Source organism: Erwinia aeris (assembly GCF_041224955.1).
Taxonomy (GTDB): Bacteria; Pseudomonadota; Gammaproteobacteria; order Enterobacterales; family Enterobacteriaceae; genus Erwinia; species Erwinia aeris.
This window is the reverse complement of the sequence record NZ_JBGFFX010000001.1, coordinates 574,593-596,803: the sequence shown is the minus strand read 5'-3', so window position 1 is coordinate 596,803 and position 22,211 is coordinate 574,593. Positions and strand designations below refer to the sequence as shown.

General features: G+C 56.6%; 18 protein-coding genes. 7 read left to right on the top strand and 11 right to left on the bottom strand.

The features are described from left to right. The first annotated feature begins 188 nt into the window (after nt 1-188). The 3 genes from AB6T85_RS02845 to AB6T85_RS02835 all read left to right on the top strand — a co-directional run bounded on the left by AB6T85_RS02845 (nt 189) and on the right by AB6T85_RS02835 (nt 3,321). Nucleotides 189-971, top strand: a complete 783-nt coding sequence (locus tag AB6T85_RS02845; protein ID WP_253460984.1) for a siderophore-interacting protein — start codon at nt 189-191, stop codon at nt 969-971. A 64-nt stretch (nt 972-1,035) separates the two neighbouring features. Then, on the top strand, nt 1,036-1,566 hold the full coding sequence (locus AB6T85_RS02840) for a PadR family transcriptional regulator (RefSeq protein ID WP_369894747.1): 531 nt from the start codon (nt 1,036-1,038) through the stop codon (nt 1,564-1,566). 105 nt (nt 1,567-1,671) lie between these two features. Then, nucleotides 1,672-3,321 (top strand): methyl-accepting chemotaxis protein, encoded by a 1,650-nt coding sequence (locus tag AB6T85_RS02835; protein WP_253454265.1) that lies wholly within the window; start codon nt 1,672-1,674, stop codon nt 3,319-3,321. Nucleotides 3,322-3,381: 60 nt separating this feature from the next. Here AB6T85_RS02835 and AB6T85_RS02830 read toward each other — a convergent pair whose 3' ends face one another. Next, on the bottom strand, nt 3,382-4,278 hold the full coding sequence (locus AB6T85_RS02830) for a LysR family transcriptional regulator (protein WP_253454264.1): 897 nt from the start codon (nt 4,276-4,278) through the stop codon (nt 3,382-3,384). Between the two features lie 999 nt (nt 4,279-5,277). Here AB6T85_RS02830 and AB6T85_RS02825 point away from each other — a divergent pair. Further along, the gene (locus AB6T85_RS02825; protein ID WP_369894746.1) at nt 5,278-6,429 is read left to right on the top strand and encodes a glycosyltransferase family 4 protein; all 1,152 of its coding nucleotides are present in this window, start codon (nt 5,278-5,280) and stop codon (nt 6,427-6,429) included. A 434-nt stretch (nt 6,430-6,863) separates the two neighbouring features. Further along, nucleotides 6,864-9,236, top strand: a complete 2,373-nt coding sequence (locus AB6T85_RS02820; protein ID WP_301250871.1) for a membrane-bound PQQ-dependent dehydrogenase, glucose/quinate/shikimate family — start codon at nt 6,864-6,866, stop codon at nt 9,234-9,236. A gap of 143 nt (nt 9,237-9,379) precedes the next feature. On the opposite strand, the gene AB6T85_RS02815 is transcribed toward AB6T85_RS02820, so the two are convergent. The 8 genes from AB6T85_RS02815 to AB6T85_RS02780 form a co-directional block, all read right to left on the bottom strand. Then, complete coding sequence (locus AB6T85_RS02815; RefSeq protein WP_369894745.1) at nt 9,380-10,090, bottom strand: hypothetical protein; 711 nt, start codon at nt 10,088-10,090, stop codon at nt 9,380-9,382. 403 nt (nt 10,091-10,493) lie between these two features. Beyond that, a complete protein-coding gene (locus AB6T85_RS02810) occupies nt 10,494-12,128 on the bottom strand; it encodes a GMC family oxidoreductase (protein ID WP_369894744.1) in 1,635 nt (544 codons plus the stop codon). Further along, nucleotides 12,125-12,634 carry a sugar dehydrogenase complex small subunit gene (locus tag AB6T85_RS02805; RefSeq protein WP_253454258.1) on the bottom strand — a complete coding sequence of 170 codons (510 nt, stop codon included), beginning with the start codon at nt 12,632-12,634 and terminating at the stop codon, nt 12,125-12,127. Before AB6T85_RS02805 ends, AB6T85_RS02810 begins: the two co-directional genes overlap by 4 nt. Continuing rightward, the gene (locus AB6T85_RS02800; RefSeq protein WP_369894827.1) at nt 12,621-13,979 is read right to left on the bottom strand and encodes a c-type cytochrome; all 1,359 of its coding nucleotides are present in this window, start codon (nt 13,977-13,979) and stop codon (nt 12,621-12,623) included. The genes AB6T85_RS02805 and AB6T85_RS02800 overlap by 14 nt, the downstream gene beginning before the upstream one ends. A gap of 128 nt (nt 13,980-14,107) precedes the next feature. Then, entirely contained in the window at nt 14,108-14,815 is a 708-nt protein-coding gene (locus AB6T85_RS02795) for a hypothetical protein (protein WP_253454255.1), read from the bottom strand. Between the two features lie 49 nt (nt 14,816-14,864). Further along, entirely contained in the window at nt 14,865-16,010 is a 1,146-nt protein-coding gene (locus AB6T85_RS02790) for a lactonase family protein (RefSeq protein WP_253454253.1), read from the bottom strand. A 27-nt stretch (nt 16,011-16,037) separates the two neighbouring features. Continuing rightward, nucleotides 16,038-16,676, bottom strand: a complete 639-nt coding sequence (otnC, locus tag AB6T85_RS02785) for a 3-oxo-tetronate 4-phosphate decarboxylase (RefSeq protein ID WP_369894743.1) — start codon at nt 16,674-16,676, stop codon at nt 16,038-16,040. A 20-nt stretch (nt 16,677-16,696) separates the two neighbouring features. Further along, nucleotides 16,697-18,010 (bottom strand): MFS transporter, encoded by a 1,314-nt coding sequence (locus AB6T85_RS02780; RefSeq protein ID WP_369894742.1) that lies wholly within the window; start codon nt 18,008-18,010, stop codon nt 16,697-16,699. 214 nt (nt 18,011-18,224) lie between these two features. On the opposite strand from AB6T85_RS02780, the gene AB6T85_RS02775 reads away from it, so the two are divergent. Continuing rightward, entirely contained in the window at nt 18,225-19,262 is a 1,038-nt protein-coding gene (locus AB6T85_RS02775) for a LacI family DNA-binding transcriptional regulator (protein WP_301250864.1), read from the top strand. A gap of 112 nt (nt 19,263-19,374) precedes the next feature. Here the strand turns inward: AB6T85_RS02775 and AB6T85_RS02770 are convergent, their stop codons facing one another. Both AB6T85_RS02770 and AB6T85_RS02765 read right to left on the bottom strand, forming a co-directional pair. Next, nucleotides 19,375-20,070: a molybdate ABC transporter substrate-binding protein gene (locus tag AB6T85_RS02770; protein WP_369894741.1), complete on the bottom strand. Its 696-nt coding sequence runs from the start codon at nt 20,068-20,070 to the stop codon at nt 19,375-19,377. A 10-nt stretch (nt 20,071-20,080) separates the two neighbouring features. Beyond that, nucleotides 20,081-21,319, bottom strand: a complete 1,239-nt coding sequence (locus tag AB6T85_RS02765) for an alpha-hydroxy acid oxidase (RefSeq protein WP_253454243.1) — start codon at nt 21,317-21,319, stop codon at nt 20,081-20,083. A gap of 224 nt (nt 21,320-21,543) precedes the next feature. On the opposite strand from AB6T85_RS02765, the gene AB6T85_RS02760 reads away from it, so the two are divergent. Next, nucleotides 21,544-22,209, top strand: a complete 666-nt coding sequence (locus tag AB6T85_RS02760; RefSeq protein ID WP_369894740.1) for an aspartate/glutamate racemase family protein — start codon at nt 21,544-21,546, stop codon at nt 22,207-22,209. The last annotated feature ends 2 nt before the right edge of the window (nt 22,210-22,211 follow it).

Sequence of the window (22,211 nt, the reverse complement as noted above, 5' to 3'; positions counted from 1 at the left end):
CACTATCAAGCCGCCCGGCATTCTGCCCGGCGGCTTTTTTTGCGCGGTTTTCCAGGGACTATTTGTGCGGGTGGTCAGACGCTGAGCAAATCTCTGCTTGCGGTTAAGATATATCATAGATATATTTTCCTCCGCTATTGAGAATAATTACGGTTTACTATTACGGGCCAGCCCCCGTCAGGAGAATTATTTTGACCGAAAAAACAGGTCGCGCTCCCCGTCGCGTAAGAAATGAACTGCGTTTTCGTCCGGTAGAAGTGATTGCGAAAACTTTCGTCGCCAACAGCTTTTACCGCATTGAGTTCGGCGGCGAAGCGCTGGCCGGTTTTAATTCGGCGGGCTTCGACGATCACGTTAAGGTCTTTTTCCCGGATCCCGCCACCGGCGAGCTTTATCTGCCCCAGGTCACGGAAGAGGGCATCGTCTGGAAAGACGGCATTCGTCCGCTGGCGCGCGACTACACGCCGCTGTACTTTAACGCGCAGAAAAACAGGCTGACGCTGGATTTTTATCTGCACGAGTCGGGCGTAGCCAGCGACTGGGCCGTTACGGCGCACCCTGGCGACAGGCTGGCCATCGGCGGCCCGCGCGGCTCGCTGATCGTGCCGGAGGATTACGCTTTCCAGCTTTACGTCTGCGATGAAACGGGGCTGCCCGCGTTCAAACGACGGCTGACCTCGCTTGGCGACAGGCCGGTAAGGCTTTATGCCTTTGTCGACGCAGCGCAGGGCAAAGCCTATCTCGGCGATCCGCCAAACGTGGAAATCGTCTGGCTGGGCAGCGGCAAAATGCAGGCTGGCGTCGGATCGCTTATCGCCGACCTGGATAAGGTTGCCTTACCGACGGACGACTACTTTATCTGGCTGACGGGCGAAGGCGCGGCGGTGAAGCAGCTCAGCGACTACTTTATCGGCAAGCGCGAGCGCGACGCCGATTTCGTCCGTGCGGTGGCTTACTGGCACGATAAGTAGGGTTGTTGTATTTTTCAGGGGGCTAACTTACTATCAATCCCCTTCAAACAGGCTCGGGCAGGCGATGAAATCACAGCGCAGTTCTCAATATGACTTATCCGGCGGCCCGGCCAGCGCCGCGCGGAGAAAACGGCGCGAAAAGATGCTGGACGCCAGCGACGTTCGCCTGCTGCTTCTGCACTTTATCGCACAGGGCGCCGCACACGGCTACGAGCTAATCAAGACGATTGAAGAGCTATCCAAAGGCGAATACAGCCCCAGCCCCGGCATTATTTATCCCAACCTGACGCTGCTGGAGGAAATGGAATGCATCGAATCCCGCGATCCGCAGGCGGCGCGCAAGGCCTATAGCCTGACCCGGGAAGGAGAGCGCCAGCTGGCAGAAGGGCAGGAAACGCTGCATGACATCATTAACCGACTCAGCTCGATGGCGATCCTCGTCAATAACCGCAGCATTCCGGAAGTGGAGCGGGCCATCAACAATATGCGTATGGCGCTGAATATGCGCCTTTCCCAGTCGGCGCTGCCGCAGCAGACGCTGTACGACATCATCGATGCGCTGGATGAAGCCGCGCGTAAAATCGAGCGCAGCTGATGCAGGGCCATTTGCCTATCAACATAAATAATCACGTTTTTTTTCTAATGTTACCGGTAACTTTGCCGATATAAGTCGCTTCTGAAACAATAATCAGGTGTGGCTATGTCCGTTTTTTCCCGAATCAAAACCTCCTCGTTCTTGCTCAGCACGATCATTGCCTTCGGCACCCTACAGCTTGTCGCTGGCATCCTCTTCCTCAGCGCGCTGGATCACAATAAAGAGAGCTTCGAAACCGCCTCGACGGCCAGCGATCAGGTGACCGCGCTGACCAATGCCTGGTATGAACTTAACGCGGCGCGTGCGGACGTTAACCGCGTGGTGATCTGGCTGCAAAAAGAGGGGCCGACCAGCAGCGTAGTGGGCGGTATGGTCGCGCACGGCAAAGCGCAGCTGGCGCTAGCCGATCGCGATTTTAAAAACTACCAGAACGGGCCGGTTATTCCCGGACTCGATGCCACGCTTAACAGCAGGCTGGCGCAAAGCTACCAGGCGTACGCCGGACAGCTTAATCAGCTGATGGAAATCGCTTCACGCCGCGATTTAACCGGCCTGTTCAGCATTAACGTTGCGGGCAACCAGAAGATTATGCAGGGCGATTACGATCGCTGGCGCGCCGCCGTTGGCCAGCTGTCAAAGACCACCTCCGCTGAAAGCAAGCAGGTATTCACGCAGATGCTGTGGCTGATGGGCGCTATTTTGCTGGTGGTGCTGAGCGCTGTGATCGTGAGCTGGTCGGTGATCAAACGCGTGCTGATCCAGCCGCTGGCGCGCGCGCTGGGGCATATCAACGCTATTGAACAGGGCGATCTGACGGAGCAGATAGCGGTCGATCCGCGCGCCCGTAACGAGATGGGCCATCTGCTTTCCGGCCTGGCGGTAATGCAACAGTCGCTGGTGAAAACCGTGGGTAACGTGCGCAACGGCGCGGATACGATTTTAACCGGCGTCAGCGAAATTGCGGCGGGCAACAACGATCTCTCATCCCGTACGGAAGAGCAGGCAGCCTCGCTGGAGCAAACCGCCGCCAGCATGGAACAGATCACCGCCACGGTGAAGCAGAACGCAGACAATTCGCATCAGGCGGCGAAGCTGGCGCTTTCTGCCGCGCAAACGGCGGAGAAGGGCGGCGCTATCGTGGACGGTGTGATAAAAAGCATCTTTGGGCTACAGGAAAGCTCTAAAAAAATCGCGGAAATCACCGGCGTAATTGAAAGCATCGCTTTCCAGACCAATATTCTGGCGCTGAACGCGGCGGTAGAAGCCGCCCGCGCTGGCGAAAACGGCCGTGGCTTTGCGGTGGTGGCGGGAGAAGTGCGCAACCTGGCGCAGCGCAGCGCCGTAGCGGCGAAAGATATCAACGCGCTGATCGCTGAATCCTCGGCCCGCGTTGACAACGGTTCCCGGCTGGCCGGACAGGCGGAAGAGTCAATGAGCGGTATCCTTAGCTCGGTACAGCAGGTACGCGATATCATGGATGAGATCTCCTCTGCCTCTGAGGAGCAGAGCCGCGGCATCAGTCAGGTCGGCATCGCGGTGTCGGAACTCGATCAGGTGACGCAGCAGAACGCCGCGCTGGTAGAGCAATCTTCTTCAGCCGCCGCCTCGCTGGAAGAGCAGGCCGCTCGCCTGAACGAAGCGGTAGCCGTGTTTCGCCTGGCCGGCAGGAAAGAGGTAGCCCGTCGTTCTGGCGTGACAGCGCTGAAATCGCCGGTGCTGGCGACCGCCTCAACGGATAACTGGGAAGCCTTCTGACCGGTGTTTAAACGTTATTAATCAAAGGCCCGATCTGTCTTCGGGCCTTTGCGTTTGCCGTCAGATCTCGCTGTAGCGAACCGCCTCAACAAACTTCGCAAAGGCGGAGGTATGCTGGCGGCGGCTGGGGTAGTACAGGTAATAGCCCGGAAAAGGCGCGCACCACTCTTCCAGCACCTTTTCCAGCTGGCCTGCCTTAACCGCTTCCTCAACGGTATCCTCAGGCACCATTGCCAGGCCAATCCCTGCCACGGCAGCTTTAATTCGGGTTTGCAGATTATTCAGCGTCAGCTGGCCGTCCACCTTCACGCGGATTTCGCGCTGCGCTTTGGCAAACTCCCAGGCATAGATGCTGCCCATGGTCGGCAGGCGCATATTGATGCAGTTGTGCTGCTGCAGATCCTGTGGCGTAGCGGGCCTGCCGTAGCGAGCGAAATAAGCGGGCGAGCCCACTACAACCATCCGCCAGTCCGGCCCGATCCTGACGGCAATCATATCCTTTGCAACCTGTTCGCCCAGCCGTACGCCCGCGTCAAAACGGCCGCTGACGATATCCGTCAGGGAATTATCGGACATAATTTCGATATTCACTTCCGGCCACGCCTGTAAAAACTGTTCTACTGCGGGCCACAGGGCGAAGGTAAGGGCGTGCTCGCCCACGTTAAGGCGAATATTGCCTGACGGCCTGTCGCGCAGTTCATGCAGGGCAGCCAGCTCGTTTTCAATCTCTTCAAGGTGCGGGCCAATGGTTTTTATCAGGCGTTCGCCCGCTTCGGTAGGGGCGACGCTGCGCGTGGTACGGGTTAACAGACGCAGCTGCAGCCGCTCCTCCAGCCCGCGTATGGCATGGCTTAAAGCGGACTGGGAAACGCCCAGCCTGGCCGCCGCGCGGGTAAAGCTTCTCTCGCGAGCGATCACCATCAGCGAGATAAGGTCGTTAAAATTTTCTTTCAGCATGGCTATCTCAGAGGTGAACAAGGCAGGGAACCAAGTGTAACCTGGCTGGGGCCGGGGTGCGACGGCTTCCTGCCATTCACCTGAGTAATTCTAAATTAAATCAAAGCACTGCAAAAAAGGCAGGCTTATCTTTACGGCAAAAGCGGGCCAGGTTTTTGAATCCGTCGCGCGTGCGGCATTTTCGCTTTATTCTGGTCATTATTGGTACTTTTTAAGCGCTTTTTTCCGCTAATCTGAATGTTGCCCCGGCGTTTTTTTAATCAGAAATTTCTTATTCAGTTACCTTGTTTTTTACCTCTCTTTTTGCCCGGCAAATTCGGCGCAATCCAGAAAGTGCTCTCGATGAAAACAGAACTATCTTAATTACAAAATCGCTACAAGCTATCTCAGGTGAGCAAATAAAAGCGGCAGTGGCGCAGATATTAACCGGACATCAATTTTACAAATACTAATACTTTAAATGTAGGGCAGAAGAAAAGTCCTGGTCCGGTTCGGGTCGACCAAATCTTATATAAGCGGCTGTTATATTTTTATTGATCTCACTCAATTTTGTTAACCTTTTGTTTACTTTTTTCTGATTAAGGCTGGCCTCTATTTTACGTGTCGGATAGAGTTGTTGTGTCAGAGAAGGAGGCCGCAATGCGCCAACAGGCCCGGGATGCCTGGCTTCTTACTTTTCAGAAAAAAATATGAGACGGTAAATGTAATATTTTATTTCATCTGGTGTCTTTCTGTGTATATTGTTGCAGCCAGTATTAACCGGGGTGCTTTGCCAGATTGACGACAAATTTTAACTAAATATTAACTATTGCCTGCGTAAGCATCACCGCTTTTAGCAGCAACTATTTTGCCAGTTTTGATATTAAGAATATGCCTGTATTTACTTGCGACGGCCGATGTGATGGAGTACCGGGGCGTCATGGAATGAATACCAGGGCAAATTTGAATTCTAATAACATTACTCAGTGCGGTTAGCATTATTTTCTATGAGGTGGCGGTATGAGAGTCGGCGTATCTAACGATAACTACCCGGAGAAACGGACGATAATTGTTGATGCTGACGTGGAATATGTGAACTTCAAAAACAAGAATATTTATTCTTATATAAATCTTCTGAACATGAAGTTTCTTAAAAAAGACAAAATTTTCCTGTTTCGGCCGCTGGTCGGTTCGCAGAAAAAAAACATTGATGTCTTTCACGTTTTCAACGAGATAGCAATAACCGACCGTAAATGGGTGGCGACGTTTGAAACCGAGCTGCCACGCATCCTGCCGCCTAAAAACGGCAGCAAAGAGGACAATCGCGCAAAGCTGCAACGGCTCTCTTCAGCGCTGACAGCCAATAATTGTTTAGCGCTGATCGCGCTTTCCGGCGCGGCCTATAAGATGGAAATGAAGCTGTTCAACGACAGCCCGGAGCTGTCGCGCGTGCTGCGCGACAAGATGGTGGTTATGCATCCGCCGCAAAAGCTCTATATGACCGAGCGACCGGCGCGTAATGCCGCCGACCCGGTTCATTTTGTTTTTATTGGCAAAGACTTTTATCGCAAAGGCGGCGGCGAAATCGTGCAGGCCTTCGGCGAACTGCTGGCCGCCAACGCTATCCAGCCGGAACAAATCAAAGTTACGCTGATAGGCGATCTTGAGAAAACGAACAACTACGCGTTCGGCCCTTATCAGGACGATCCGGCGTTTGCCCGTGAGACGGAAGCGACCATTGCCCGCTACGATCTTTTCGAGCATCACAGCGCCATGCCGAATGATAAAGTGATGCAGCTGCTGCAAAAAGCGGATGTCGGCCTGCTGCCAACCTGGGCTGAAACCTATGGGTTTTCCGTGCTGGAGATGCAGTCCTGCGGCTGTCCGGTGATCACCACTAACGTGCGTGCGCTGCCGGAAATCAATCCGCAAGAGGCGGGCTGGTTGATTAGCCATCCGCTGAACGACGATTGCGACTATGCCATTACTTCTCTGCAAGAGCGCGATGCTCTGCGTCGTAAAACGGTCGACCGCATGAAAAACATTATTGAGGATATTGTTCGCCATCCTGAACAGATCCACGATAAAGCCAATGCGGCTATCGCCAGGATCCAGTCTGAGCATAACGTAGAAGCGTATCAGGCCAGGCTGAAGAAGCTTTACAGCAAATAACCTCACCACGCTTAAACAACGCCGGGAGCATGCTCAGTCTCCCGGTCTGTACAACGCCGCCTTATCCCTTTTCAGCATGCGCAATAAACAAACGCTGACGATTTCCGCGCTTTAAATGCCTGCTTTATGCACTCAGCAACGCATACCTGAATTGCCTGCTTTATGCACTCAATGATGCGTATCTGAAATGCCTGCTTTATGCACTGAGTAATGCGTACCCGTTATGCCCGCTTTATGCACTCAACAACGCATAACTGAACTACCCGCTTTATGCAGACAGCAATGCGTACGCGACATAATCCTTCCGCTCCTGAATTATCACCTAAAATACATTAATTAAATGGTATTTTCTTTTTGACTGAATTTGGTTAATTTTACGTTGCGTAATTGTAATTTGAAATCAACTATCCCTGTGGTTAATTCGAGAGACGAAAATGATAAAGCTAACGAGTATTGTTATAGCAATCGTCGGTATTGCTATGCTTTACATGGGTGGGAAATTGCTGCTGTTGGGCGGGTCGCCATTCTATGTGGTGATAGCGATTGGCCTGTTGCTGACGGCTATTGCGCTGTTCAAAAATAAAAAAATTGCGCTGTCGATTTATGCAATTTTAATGTGGCTGGTGGTCGCCTGGACCATTTATGAGGTTGGTTTTGATAAGTGGCAGTGGATCCCGCGCGGCGACATTATTGGCCTGCTCGGCGTCTGGCTGGCTTTACCCTGGATTGTACGCCCGTTGTCAAAAGCGCAGGGCGCAGCTAAACCTGCCGGCTTCCATCCTTTTCTCGGCACGACAGTTATCGTTATTATCGCTCTCGTTATCGGTCTGGCTTTCTATGACCCTTATCCGCAGGCAGGCAAGCTGACCAACAAACGCACCCCGGTTGATACCGCCGTGGCGAGCAATGACTGGACGGCCTACGGCGGCACCAGCAACGGCCTGCGCTTCTCCGATCTGAAGCAGATCACTAAGGATAACGTCAGTAATCTGGAAGTGGCCTGGACCTATCACACCGGCGATCTGCGCACCGAAAAGGATGCGACGGAGTACACTTTTGAAGCCACGCCGCTGAAGGTGAACAACACCGTTTATTTCTGTACGCCGCATAATGAAGTTCACGCGCTGAATCCGGAAACCGGCGAGCTGAAGTGGAAATATCAGCCTGCGAAAGATCGTTCTTATCTGCAGCAGCACCAGACCTGTCGCGGCGTCAGCTATTATGCGCCAGAAGCGCAGCCAGCGTCAGCAGCAGAAGCGCCGGCCATGTGCCGCAAGCGCATTTTTAACGCGACGACCGACGCTAAGCTGATCGCGCTGGATGCGGACAGCGGCAAGCCATGCGCTGACTTTGGCGAAAACGGCATCGTTGATTTGCGTGCGAATATGGGCAACATTCGTCCACACGCGCTGATGCAGACCGCTGCACCGCTGGTTGCAGGTAACCTGGTGATCGTTGGCGGCTCGGTGATGGATAACGGCTTTAACAGCGGTAACCCATCCGGCGTTATTCGGGCTTATGACGTCACCAGTGGTCGCCTGGTCTGGAACTTCGATCCGGCTAATCCGCAGCAGACGCAGCCGCTGCCGGCAGGCCAGACCTATCCTCAGGACACGCCGGTTGCGTGGGCTACGCTGAGCGCCGATTTGAAAAATGGCCTGGTGTACGTGCCGTTCGGCAACGCATCGCCAGACGAGCTGGGCAATCGCCGCGACGCTAACAGCAATACAGAGAAGTTCCGCGATACCCTGGTAGCGCTGGATTTAAAAACCGGTGCCTTTAAATGGCGCTTCCAGTCATCCAAAAACGACCTGTGGGATCGTGATAATCCTTCCCAGCCTTCGCTGCTGGATATCGACTATCAGGGCAGCCGTCAGCCAGTGGTGATCCTGCCAACCAAAACCGGCAACCTGTTTGTACTGAACCGGTTGACCGGTCAGGCCGTCTATCCTGTTAATCAGGTAGATGTTTCTACTACAGGCGGCGTGCAGGGCGAGAAGTTTTCGCCGACTCAGCCCGTTTCGGCGCTGAACTTTATCCCGGATCCGCTGAAAGAGAAGTCGATGTGGGGGCTGACGCCGTTCGATCAGATGGCCTGCCGCATCGAATTTAAATCTATGCGCTATGACGGCAACCCGTGGACGCCTTCTACCGAAGCGGGCACCATTGTCTTCCCCGGAAATATCGGCGTATTTAACTGGGGCTCGGTGGCCATCGATCCGGAACGTCAAATTCTGATCGCTTCGCCGGTACGTCTGGCTTACAAGTACAACCTGATCAAGCGTACCCCGGAAACGGAAAACAAACGTCTGTTTACTAAAGACGGCACGCCATACTGGAACGAGAACTTTGAAGGGGATTACGCGATCCATATTCAGCAGTTCGCCTCCAGCCTGGGGATCCCGTGCATTGCTCCGCCTTGGGGCCGTATGGTCGGTGTCGATCTGACTACCGGTAAAACCGAATGGCTGCGCCGCGTGGGCACTACCAAAAACCTGAAAACCACCTTCCTGCCGGGCCGCTTCCCGATTGGCTTCCCTATGGGCATGGTGGCGCACGGCGGGCCGCTGACTACGGCGGGCGATCTGGTGTTCCATGGCGCAACGGCGGATAACTTCTTCCGCGCTTACGACATCAATACGGGCGAGCTGCTGTGGCAAACCGAGCTGCCGGCAGGTGGTCAGGCGACGCCAGCCACCTATATGGGCGCGGATAACAAGCAGTATGTGATTATCGCCGCAGGCGGTCACGGTTCGCTGGGCACCAAAGCAGGGGACAGCGTTGTCGCCTGGCGCCTGAAGCAATAGTGGCGTAATAAAAACACGGACGGCAGGATGCCGTCCGTTATTCATTTGTTCATAACGATGTCGACATCACCGTCACACCAGCAAAAAACCGCAGCTTTACGTCCGCTATGCCAGCAAAAAACCGCAGCTTTACGTCCGCTCCGTCAGACAAAAATCAGCTTTGCAGCAGTCAGGCTAAGGATCGCTACCGTAAACATGCAGGCCGTCAGCCACTTAGTCTGTCCGGTTAGCGCTTTATACATCTCGACCCGCAACAGGTTCAGATCATTCCTGACCTCAGCCAGCTCTTCACGCGTAGCCAGTCCGAGGATATCGCTTTTGGTGGCAAAGGTCTCCATACGTTCAGCCATCACCTGCAGAGCGCTTTTGGTGGCGAAGGTGTCGGCGCGTTCAGCCAGCATCTGCAGATCGCTTTTAGTGGCGAAGGTGTCGGCGCGTTCAGCCAGCACCTGCAGATCGCTTTTAGTGGCAAAGGTGTCGGCGCGTTCAGTCAGCACCTGCAGATCGCTCTTGGTAGCAAAGGTGTCGGCGCGTTTAGCCAGTACCTGCAGATCGCTTTTGACAGCGTGCATTTCGGCTCGCGTAGCCAGCTCGCGAATATCGCTTTTAGTCGCAAAGGTGTCGGCACGCGCAATCAGCGTCTGTAGGTCGCTTTTAATCGTATTCGTTTCGGCTTGCGAAGCCAGCTCGTGAATATCGCTTTTAGTGGCGAAGTTATCGGCACGCGAGGCCAGCGCGTTAAAATCGTTTTTAGTAACGAAAGTTTCGGCCCGCTCGGTTAATATCGCTAAATTGAGCTTTATCTGATGCGTATCCTGTTCCAGCCGGTCAAAACGGTTAACCTGCCTGCTCATCGGCTCTCCTCCCTGTGGTTTAGCCCTTGCGCGCGCTCGTTTTTCCTTCCCGGACACGAGCGGCGATTTCCTTAACGCAACGCGATCGTAAAACATAGCAGAACTCCTTTTTCTGTCCTGCCGCTATATTATTGCGGCGAGAGAAGAATGAAAAAGGAATTTACTGCTGCCAGGGAGTTTAACACTGGATATTCGAGATGGCTTCAGCTTTTTGCAACACTGCCATGAGATTTACATTTTTTTCTGAAGCAGATTCATATTAATGCCCAAATGCCCAAATGCCCAAATGCCCAAATGCCCAAATGCCCAAATGCCCAAACGCCCAAATGCTCAAATGGGCCGCACAGGAAATAACGGGCAGTCGGTATTAATGCTGCCCGTATAATAACGCTAACCCGTTAATTTAAACCTTAACGGTATTCAGCATATAGTCGGCCAGGCGCAGACTCAGGGCGGCGCCGGTCAGCGTCGGGTTCATGCAGGAGGCAGAAGGCATCACGCTGGTGCCGGCGATAAACAGGTTAGGGTGGTCGTGGCTCTGGCACTGTCTGTTAACCACGGAATCAGCCGGATTATCGCCCATAATTGTGGTGCCCATAATATGCTGGCGATCCTGATAACCCGTATCAATTTTTGATATATGCGCATTTAGTAGCTGAGCAAATTTATCAAAATCCTTCAGGCCCTGTTCTTTTCCTGCGTGCCAGTAGTCGGTGACGCTGTAATATATTTCTGGTACAGGTATCCCTATTGCGTCCTTTTTGGTTTTGCTGGGGACGATACGATTTTCCGCGAGCGGCAGCGTCTCAAAGTCGATAGCGAAATTAAGCGAACGCGCCGACATCCTTTTTAATTCCTCATCCAGCTTTGAGCCGAGCACGCCTTTCTTAATCAGCGAGGCCGCATAGTCCGCCGTTGGCACCGTATTACGCACTTTTATTTTATAGCTGGGGAAATCCTTGCGAAAATCACCGTCGCGATTGTTGAGGTAAACCAGCAGTTCCGTTGGCCCCTGGCCTGGCCAGACATCCTCATTCATCATTACGTTCATGCTGATGCCGGTATGGCCCATCAGATTGCGACCCACCTGGTCGGAGCTGTTGGCAATGCCGTGCGGATAGCGTTCGGAAGCGGACATCAGCAGCAGCTTGGGCGACTCAATCCCGTAGGCGGCCAGCACAAAGTAGTTAGCGGTCAGGTGATGGTTGCTGCCATCGGGACGGCGATACCAGATGCCGCTGATGTTACCTTGCTCATCGGCTTCTATTTTATAAACCACCGAGTTATCCAGCAGCTTCGCGCCGTGACGCTCCGCCTCATCAATATGCATTGAGCCGTCATATTTTGCCGCGATTGGGCAAACCGGATTGCAGTTATTGTTGCCCGCGCAGGCCGGGCGCTGACCATAAGGCCGCGTGGCGCGACCGTTCGGCTCCATCACCGGATGATAGCCGCCTTTGCCCAGCAGGACGGAAAGCCGTTTAAAAAGATAGCTGGGCTCCAGCCCCTTCATCGGAAAAGGCGTGGAGCGCGGCGGCCAGGCTTCGCCGCCGTGTCCGCTCTCATCCTGGCCGTCCATGCCGGACACGCCCAGCTCTCGTTCGGCCTCGCCGTACCAGGGCTCCAGATCCTGATAGGCGATGGGCCAGTCGCGACCGCGGCCATACAGGCTTTGCAGTTTGAAATCGTTCGGGATCATGCGCCACAGCGCGGAGCCAAAATGCCAGGTGGTGCCGCCAACCACGCGCAAGTATTTGGTCGGGTATTTTACCGGGCCGGCCTGCTGTAAGTAGTCGCCATAGGTTGAAGGGACGTGGGGCAAATCGGGATAGGGTGAGCCTACGCCCTGGAGTTTCATATTGGTGAGGGACATCTTAAAAGGCGAATTGCGAAAGCGCTCGACGATTTCCTGACGCTTAACGCGCGGGCCGGCTTCGACAATAATCACCGATTTTCCCGCCTTTGCCAGTTGGGTCGCGACCAGACCGCCCATGACGCCGGAGCCAATGACGATCACATCGGCATCGATATTTTTCATTGCTGACCTTCCATTTTAACCGTTTCGGGATTGCTGCCCCAGGAATCCGGGCCGCTGCCATAGGTCGGCACCACCAGAATGCCCTGCGTTGGCTGATACATCATGGCGTCGGCGTAGGCGATAAGTTCGCTTTTCGCACCTTCGCCGACCACGCCGGTGTACCAGCTGCCAATAATCAGCGAGGCGGTGCGGAAAAGCGGCGTATCGCTGGCCGTGGCCTGCAAAAAGTCATCAACGTGGGCAAAGCGCCGTTCGGCGAGATAATCCGCCAGCGCGGCGAAGCGGGACGGGAAGTCCGCATAGTGACGCTCCAACGCGGCATAATAACGCTGGCTGAGAATGGCGCTGACCGGGCGGCTGACCAGAAAAGCGGACAGCGCGTTAAAATCGGCGGCAGCGGGCTGTGCGGCAAGCTGACGCGGAAAAAGAGTGGCGCAGCAGGCGCTGAGGGAGAGCGCGGCCATGCCTTTCAGCAGCCGGCGGCGGCCGGGATTAGTGGGCTGCATGTTGCCTCCTGTTTCGACGACGTAATACAAGGCCCGCGACGATAAGTACCACCACAAGCAGTAACCCCAGTAACGCGGCGGGACGGGTTAATTTGACCAGTAAAGGCGTATCGCCGCCTTCACGCAGCTGCTTCACCCGTTCAGGCGTAACGACTACCGCCGGATTGCCGAAGTTTTTCAGTACGTAGTTGCTGACGTCAGCAATCTGCCGATCGCTGAGGCGATTGGTAAATTCGGCATCAGGGCCGAAAGCGGGCATAGCGATATCATCCCGCCGAACGCCAAACAGGATGGCGGAAACCAGATTATCGGGCTGAGGCGCGCCGGTGGCCGTGTTGTGAAACAGGGAAGGGTAGCGATCGTTACCCTGACCCTGGGCCTGATGACAGTTGGCACAGCTGCCGCTGAAAACCTGCCAGCCGGCATCACTTTGCCCGCTCTGGCCGCGCAGCCGCTGTTCGGCATCCGAAGCCTGACCATAGCTGTCGCGCGCGCGGCCGGTGCCGCTGTTGACCGCCGGAACCTGGCGCAACCAGGCGGTAATCGCCTGGATGTCCCCATCGCTAAGATGCGCCAGACCGTGCTCAACCGCTTCCGCCATTGGCCCGGCGGCCTGGGCTTTGGCGATATGGCCGGTTTTCAGGTAGCGCGCCAGCTCGTCGTGGCTCCAGCTGCCGATGCCGGACTGCGCATCAGGCGTGATATTGGGCGCATACCAGCTACCCAGGCTGCTGCCGGAAAAGGCGCGATCGTTGTCCTGCGCCAGCAAAAAATTACGCGGCGTATGGCAGGTATCGCAGTGGGCCAGCGCGTTGACCAGATAGTCGCCGCGATTGATCTCCGGCGACTTATCCGGCTGCGGCACAAAGCGTTGGTTCTCCGCAAACAGCCAGTTCCAGACCAGCATTGACGCGCGGATGCTGAAGGGAAAAGGCAGGTGCGTCTGCGGCGCGGCGCGATCTACCGGCGCAACGCCGTGCATAAAATAGTGATACAGCGCGTGGATATCCTCGTCGCTGATTTTGTTGTAGGCGGTATAAGGCATAGCGGGATAGAGATGGCGCCCCTGTTTATCGATGCCTTCACGCACTGCCCGCGCAAACTCCACCTCGCTGTATTCGCCGATGCCGTAACGGGTTGAAGGCGTAATATTACTGGCATAGATATCACCCAGCGGTGAGTGGATCGCATAGCCGCCCGCCATCGGCGCGCCCTGCTGTGGCGACGTGTGGCAGGCGCCGCAGTCGGCGGCCAGCGCAAGATATTTTCCCTTAGCGATAAGATCTTGATCACCCGAAGGCTGCACGGCGGCAGACGTTATCCCGGTGAAAAGGATCAGGCTCATCGCCAAAGGCAGACTTAATCGTCTCACCTGACATGCTCCTGTAAAAAGAAAAATGCTGCCGCCCTGTAGCCGGGCGGTTCGTCATCATGGACAGGGGCAAACGGCCGTGCCGCATGCCCTCAATCGGGTTAAAGCAGCTCGTAATCGTTAAAGATCAGCGGCGTTTCTCCGCCGTTGATCAGTTCTACCTGGCCTGGCTGGGTCAGGATGGCGTCGCCGCGATGCAGCCAGACTTCTTTATTGTGGTTAGGCTGACCGGGCACCGACTCCAGCAGGCGGCCTTCGGTAAAAAAGACGCGGACGCCCGGCCCGTGTTGGCTATAGAGCGTGGTGCTTTCGCCCGGTTGCAGAGTGACTTTCCAGCCCTTGACCGTTTTTTTATCCAGCACCTGCTGGAATTCGGGCAGCTCAGGCCGGGTCGCGCCGCCAAAGTTTTGCGGGCCGTTCTGTTTAATCTCAAAAGCCACCTGATGGTTCAGCGTGGTGCCGGTGTTGGTGACCTTATCGGTATCGGATTTGCCCTGATGCGCGCCGAACTTCACATTGCCGGTTTTCATCTCGGTATCTTTAGCCGGCTCGTTGGGATAGGAAATATGCACCAGGCTGCCGTTGATATGGGTGTTCACATAATCCAGGTGCTGTTCATGAAACAGCGTGGACTGGCCGGGGCGGATCATGACGCGCATCACGGTGACGTACTGATTTTCCAGGATCACGTGATGCAGCGGCTCCAGATCGGTGGCGACCACTTTTTCCGCGGCGTGTCCGGCTGGTACCGTCAGGGCGAACAGGCCCGTAGCGCACAGGGCGGAAAGGAAGGGATGTCTGCGTTTCATACTCTCTCCTGTTATGACTGCCATTCAGGCCCGTCCGGGCCCGTAGTAATTACTCTTCGACCAGCGATACCCAGTTGGCGCCTTTGCCCGTGGCATAACGGCCATTCAGTGTCAGCGCGCCGGAGGTCGGATCGATAGAGTAGAGCGAAAGCTGGGTCGATTTTTGTCCGGACTCGATCAGAAAGCGCCCGCTGCTGTCGATAGCGAAGCCGCGCGGCTGCTGCTCGGTTTTAATGCTGGTGAGGTAAGTCAGATGCCCGTCATGGGGATCGACGGAAAAAGAGGACAGGGTGCTGCTGGTGCGCTCGGTGGAATAAAGAAAGCGACCGTCCGGCGTGATATGGATATCCGCCTGCCAGATGCGTGGCTTATGCGAAGGCGGCAGATCGTCGTCACCCGTTAGCGGTCGCGCTTCACCGCGCTGCATATCTTCTTTGGGCGAGACGGAATTTACCGTTGCAACCGGCGTCGTGGTGCCGTCGGCGTTCAGCGTCAGCTGGCTGATATTGCCCGCCATTTCGGTCAGCACGTAGAGGCTGCGCTTGCCCTGTTTGTCCACGTTGGGCGCAATAACAAAATGCCTTGGGCCGGTTGCCGCCTCGCTCTGAATATTGACGAAGGGCGGATCGTTGGGCGTTACCTTGCCGCTGGCGGCGTCAAAGCGGTATTGCAACAGCTGATCGGCACCCAGCAGCGTGACGAACAGGAAATGGTTGCCGGGATCGACCTGAATAGCGTGCGCGCGCTTGCCGGTGTGCACGACCTGTACCGGCTGCGCCTGCACCTGACCGTTGCTGTCGATGCGATTAATGCTGAACAAGTCGCCGCCGTAAGAGGCGCTCAGCAAAAAGCGCCCCTGCTTATCCAGCGAGATATAGGCCATGCTCTCCGGCAGCGGCGACTGGCTGGCCTTAACCAGCTGGCCATCGGGCTGGATATGATAAGCCACCACGCTGTAAGGCTTGCTGCGTACCGAGACATAAAGCATTTTCTTATCGGGTGAGACAACGGAAGACATCGCCTTTGCGCCCGCCGGGAAACTGCCGATCGGTACCAGCGCTTTTTTCGCTTTATCCAGCTGGTAGCCGGTAACGGTGCCGCTTTCGGCATTGGAAACATACACCAGGCTTTGCGCCTGAGCCGCGCCCGTCAGGGCTGCCAGAGAAAGCAGCACGCCTGCGTAAATTTTTTTCATTATTATTTCCTTGTAGGGTAAAAAGCCTTACCAGCGCGCGGCGAAAACTTCGCACAGTTCCGCGACGTCGCTGTCGCCGAGCGGCTGGGGTTTCACCGCTGCCTGCCGCCACAGGCGGGCGGTTTCTTCCAGCTCTTCCAGCGCGAAACAGGCGGAGAGCACCGAACGGCCCCAGACGACCGGGCCAAGCCGTTCCAGCATCACGCCGCGCACTTCGCAGGCGAGTTGAGCCACCTGTTCCGCCACCTGCGGCGCGCCGGGACGGCAGTAGCGGATCAGCGGAATGCGGCCGACCTTCAGCACCTGGTAAGGCGTGATCGGCGGCAGAATGCATTCCGGCTGCCAGACCCCTTCCAGCGTCAGCCCGACCAGGTTAGTGGAATGCGTATGCACCACGCCCTGAACCTCCGGGTTACGGTCGTAAACCTGACGGTGCAGCAGCAGCGTTTTCGAAGGCTTATCGCCCGACAGCCATTCGCCTTCACGACTGACCTTAGCGATCTGCTGCGGCACCAGGCGACCCAGGCAGGCATCGGTAGGGGTGATCAGCCAGCCATCTTCCAGACGAGCGCTGATATTTCCTGCGGTGCCGACGGTATAGCCGCGCTCGTAAAGGCTTCTGCCTGCCTGGCAGATCTCTTCGCGCAGCTGCTGTTCAGTAGTCATTGCTTCTCTCCGCATCCGGGTTAAATTTTGTGATCGGCCGTCATTACCTTACCGGCCGTTTCGTCTTTTTTTATCGCCAGCGGCTCCACTTTGCCCATGATGAACATAAAGTTAAGCGCGCCGAACAGGCAGATACCGCCCGCCACCAGCAGCGGCACCACGAAAGAGCCGTGGCTGAGGGTCAGCATCAGTCCGGTAAAGGAGGCGGTGACGATCCCGGCCAGATTGCCGGCAAAGTTTTGAATGCCGCCCAGGGTGCCGACATAGCCCGCGCTGGGCGCGACGTCGGCGGGCAGGGTCCAGATATTGGCGGCGGTAAAGGCCAGGCCTGCGTAGGTCAGTGAGAACAGCGTCAGGATCACCGGGATACTGTTGGTGAAAGCGGCGAAGGCGATCACCGAAGAAAGCAGCATGCCGCCAATCAGGCAGGATTTACGGGCGGTGGTCAGCGAAAAGCCCCGGCGATAGAGCCAGTCAGAGGTCAGGCCGCCCAGCAGGCTGCCGGGGATGCCCATCAGCGCCGGGATCGCGCCCAGCGTGCCCAGCTCCTTCAGCGAAAAGCCATGCGCCATGGTCAGGTAGGTCGGAAACCAGGTGACGAAGAAGTAGGTAGCAAAGTTCATGCAGAAGAAACCGATCATCATTCCCCAGACGGTGCGGTAGCGGAACAGACCGGCGATATGCACTTTTTCGTTTTTCCCCAGCGTCTGTACGCTGCGGTCGGCCAGCAGATTCTGGCGCTCCTGCTCCTTCAGGCCTTTCATCTCCTCCGGTTCACGGTAGAAAACCAGCCAGATAGCTACCCAGATCAGCCCCAGCGCGCCGGTGGCGATAAACGAGGTTTCCCAGTCCCAGGTGCTGATCAGCCAGGCGACCAGCGGCAGGGCGATGGCGCTGCCCGCGCGCGGGCCAGCATCGAAGATACCGCTGGCGGTGGCGCGCTCCTTTTTGGCGAACCAGGAGTAAACCACCTTGGCGCAGCCCGGATAGCCGCCCGATTCGCCCAGGCCCAGCATCAGACGCGAGGCGAAAATGGAGGTAAAGCCGCGGCCAAAAGCGGTAAACACGGTAAACAGCGACCACCAGCCTACGGCGATAGCCAGGCCGGTGCGCGCGCCCAGGCGGTCAATCAGTCGACCAGCCGGGATCTGCATCAGCGCATAGGTCCAGAAAAAAGCGCCAAGGATCAGCCCCATGCTGGTGTCGTCCAGCCCGAGATCTTTTTTGATATGTGGGGCGGCGATGGCTAAATTAATGCGATCTATGTAGTTGATGGCGATGGCGAAAAAGCAGAACGCGATCATCAGCCAGCGGATCCGCGGGTATCTACGCATGGTGAATTCCTTTATGATTTCGGGGCCGTAATGAACGAGCGCGCCCGCCTGAATGTTATGGTTAAGTAAAGTTCTTTCAGTATTTGATAATATGATGTTAAAAGTAAGCGATTACAAAATTCAGTCAAGCAAAAAGTAAGCGCTTTCAAATAGAGGTATTGGTTGTCTGTAAATTTTGTGGGCAACGTCACTAATTTCGCTCTGGAGTCTGAAGATGTCCGATAAGCCATCGCCATCCGCCCGCGTTTCGCTGGACGATGTCGCCCTGCGTGCGGGGGTATCCACCGCTACCGTTTCACGAGTGCTGAACGGCAGCGCCTCCGTCCGTCCGTCGCGCCGGGAGGCGGTTGAGCGCGCCTGCGAAGAGCTGGGCTATGTCATTAACCGCGCCGCCCGCACGCTGGCTTCTCGCCGCAGCATGACCATTGGTGCGGTAGTGCCGACGCTGGCGACGGAAACCTTTTCCCGGCCGCTGGCGGCTTTCCAGCAGCAGATCCACCAGTCCGGCTATACCATGTTGCTGGCCAGCTCCGATTTCGATCCCGATACCGAGCTGAAAGAGGTCAACAAGCTGGTGGAATACGGCATCGACGCGCTGATGCTGGTGGGCAACAGCCACCACCCGCGCCTGTGGGAGCGCATCGCTCAACAGAATATTCCCTGTATCCAGACCTTTTCCGTGGACGCGCGCTATCCCAGCGTGGGCTACGACAACGAGCTGGCGGCAGGCGAGCTGACCGCGCACCTGCTGGCGCTGGGGCATAAAGTCTTTGCCGTGATCGTCGGGACGCCGCCGTCCAACGATCGCGTTTCCGATCGTATTACCGGCACGCGGCAGGCGCTGGCAGCGGCGGGGCTGACGCTGGACGAGGCCAATCTGATCAACAGCGCCTTTACCATGAACGAAGCGCGCGAGGCGATGTTCCGCCTGCTGGACGGGCCAAATCCGCCGACGGCGGTGATCTGCGGTAACGATCTGCTGGCCTTTGGCGCGATGCGGGCGGCCAGCGAGCGCTATCTGCGCATCCCGAACGATATTTCGATTACCGGCTTCAATGACTATGAATATGCCGAGCATCTGGAGCATCCGCTGACCACCATGCGCGTGGAGCTGGATCGCATCGGTGAGGTCGCGGCAGACTATCTGCTCGCCACGCTGAATGGCGAAACCGCGCCCGTGCAGACTCTGCTTAAACCCGAGCTGATCGTGCGCGGCAGCACCGGCTCCGCACCGCGCGCCGCCAAAGGCTAAACCGTGCGCCGCTTAGTTCCGCGCCGTCGGTGCGCAGGCCGAAAAAGTCTGCCAGGCGCCGCTCAGCCTCGTGCCGTTAGTGCGTAGACCGCTAAAGACTGCCAGGTGCCGCTTAGTTCCGCGCCGTCAGCCCATAGTCCGCAAAGGCCTGCATTGCCTCTTTTTCTCGTAAAAAATTGAGCAGGGCGGCGGCGGCCTCTGGCCTGGCCGCCCGGTTAAAAACGCCGCCGGAAAAGGAGAGCACCTTCTGCGCACCCGGCGGCAGCGGGCCAATGACCTTGATCCCTTTCACCATCAGCAGCTCGCTGATTTGCTGAACGGCGATATCCGCCGTGCCCTCCAGCAGCTGCGCGGCGGTAAAACCTTCTGCGATAGTGGTGGCGCGCGCGTTGATCGCCTCTTCAATCCTTAATTGTTTTAACAGCGCCTGAAAATAGATGCCGCTTGCGCCGCCCAGCGAATAAGCCACCGATTTCGCCGCCAGCAGCGCCCGGGTAAACGACGCCACGCTGCTGATATCGGGCGCAACGGCATCGGGCAGCATCGCCAGGCCAAGCGGCGAATCCACCAGCTCCACCCGGCTGTCGGCCGCCACCACGCCCTGGTCGATAAGCCTGTCCATCGCCTCTTTGGTCACGATGACCGCGTCCGCCGTTGCGCCGTCGGCAATATTTTTTTCAATAACCGAGGTTGGCTTCCAGTCAATAGTCAGCGGGTCGCCGTGGCTACGCAGCCAGGCCTGTTCCACGGCGGCGAAGGGCGCGCGAATAGCCAGCACGCTGAAAAGACGAAGTGTTCCGTTGCTCATAACCTGTTCCTTAGCCTGTTTTACGCAGATAGCTGCTGTCCAGCTCGCCGGGCGTGCGAACGCCGATCAGCGCCAGATCGCGATCAATTTCATCACGCAGAATATGCATGGCGTGCTCCACGCCCGCCTGGCCGCCGATGACGGCGCCGTAAAGGAACGGTCTGCCCAGGAAGACAAAATCCGCGCCCAGCGCCATCGCTTTCATTACGTCGGTGCCGCGCCGGATCCCGCTGTCGATAATGACCTTCATCGCGCCTTTTTTCGCCGCAATCTCCGGCAGAGTCAGCAGCGGCGGCACGGTATGATCCAGCTGGCGACCGCCGTGATTGGACAGGATCACCGCATCCGCGCCCAGATCGCGGGCGATAAAGGCGTCTTCCGGCGACATCAGGCCTTTGATTACCAGGTTGCCGCGCCATTTTTTGCGTATTGCCTCGACGTTTTTCCAGTTGAGTTTGTCGCGGGCGTGTGTATTGCGTACCTTGCTGGACATCATCGGCGGCCCGCGCTCGGCATCGGTATTTTCAAAATGCGGCGCGCCGTGGCGCAGAAAGGTTTGCGCAACCGTGCCCAGCAGCCAGCGTGGGTTCATGGCGCTTTGCAGCGCGACCTTCGGCGTAATTTTAATCGGCATACTAAAGCCGCTGCGCGTGTTGTGCTCGCGATTGCCCAGCATCGGCGTATCGCCGGTGACCACCAGTGTCTGGTAGCCCGCCGCGGCCACGCGATCCAGCAGCCTGTCGATACGCGGCTGATCGCCCGCCAGATAGGCCTGAAACCAGGCGTCCGGATTGGCGGCGTGGACATCCTCCAGTTTGATTAGCGACGAGGCGCTAAGGATCATCGGCACGTTCATTGCCCTGGCCGCTTTCGCCAGCGCAATATCCGCCTGGTAAGCGACAAAAGAGGCGCCGCCAAGGGGCGCAACGCCGAAAGGATGGTGGTAGGTGTGGCCAAACAGGGTGGTGCGCTGATCGCGGCCGGAGACATCACGGAACATGCGCGGCACAAAAGTGTATTGACGGTAGGCCTCGAAATTACCGGCAATTCCACGGCCCGTTTCGACACCGCCCGCCACGTATTGATAAATCATATCCGGCAGGCGGCGCCGGGCGTGTCGTTCAAAATCATCCAGCGCCAGCAAATCGCGAAAATGACGGGGCACCTTCTTCAGCGCCGGATTGCCGACGGTAGGCGCCGCACCTGGCGGGACGATGGCGGCAGAAGGAGTATTAGCAGATGAAGTCATAAGCGTTCTCGGATCCAGGGGTTAGACGCACAGCGTCATAAACGGATAAAGACAATTTATTTTGTAAGCGCTTTCAATTCTGGCTAATCATCTCTAACATTTCAATAACAGTCTGGCTGCATCATCGCCGATTTATGTGACGGAGTTCACTTTACAGCGACATTTGTAAGCCCTTACATTAGGTCATCGCCGTGCGCTCGGCCGACGCCTTCCAGGAGAAGCTCATGAACAGAATTGTTTTACTGCACGCCACACCGGTAGCGATGGCGCCTATTCATACCGCATTCAGCGAGGTCTGGCCGGAGGCGGAAACGGTCAACCTGCTTGATGACGGGCTTTCTCTCGATCGCGCCAGAGAAAGCGAGCTTTCCGCCGGGATGATCGACCGCTTTGTGCAGCTGGGAAAATATGGCTTTGCCCAGCAGGCGCAGGGCATTTTAATTACCTGTTCCGCGTTTGGCCCGGCCATCGACCGTTTAAGCGAAGAACTGCCGGTGCCGGTGCATAAACCGAATGAAGCAATGTTTATGGAGGCGGTGGCGCAGGGTAACCATATCGGCATGCTGGCGACTTTTGGCCCGGCGGTGAAAACCATGACTGAGGAATTCGATGACTACGTGGCGCAGCAGGGCTCGAAAGCGAAGCTGACCACGGTGCTGGTGGAGGACGCCATCGATCTGCTGAAAAGAGGCGATGCGGAGAGTCATAACCGCCTGGTGGCGGCGCGGGCGAAAGAGCTGGCGCACTGCGACGTGATTATACTGGCGCATTTTTCCACTTCCCGCGCGGCCGAGAGCGTGCGTCAGCAGGTCACGATCCCGGTGCTGACCGCACCGCACGCCGCCGTTAAACGCATGAAGGCCAGCGTACTTGCTGCGGCTAAGGGGTAAAG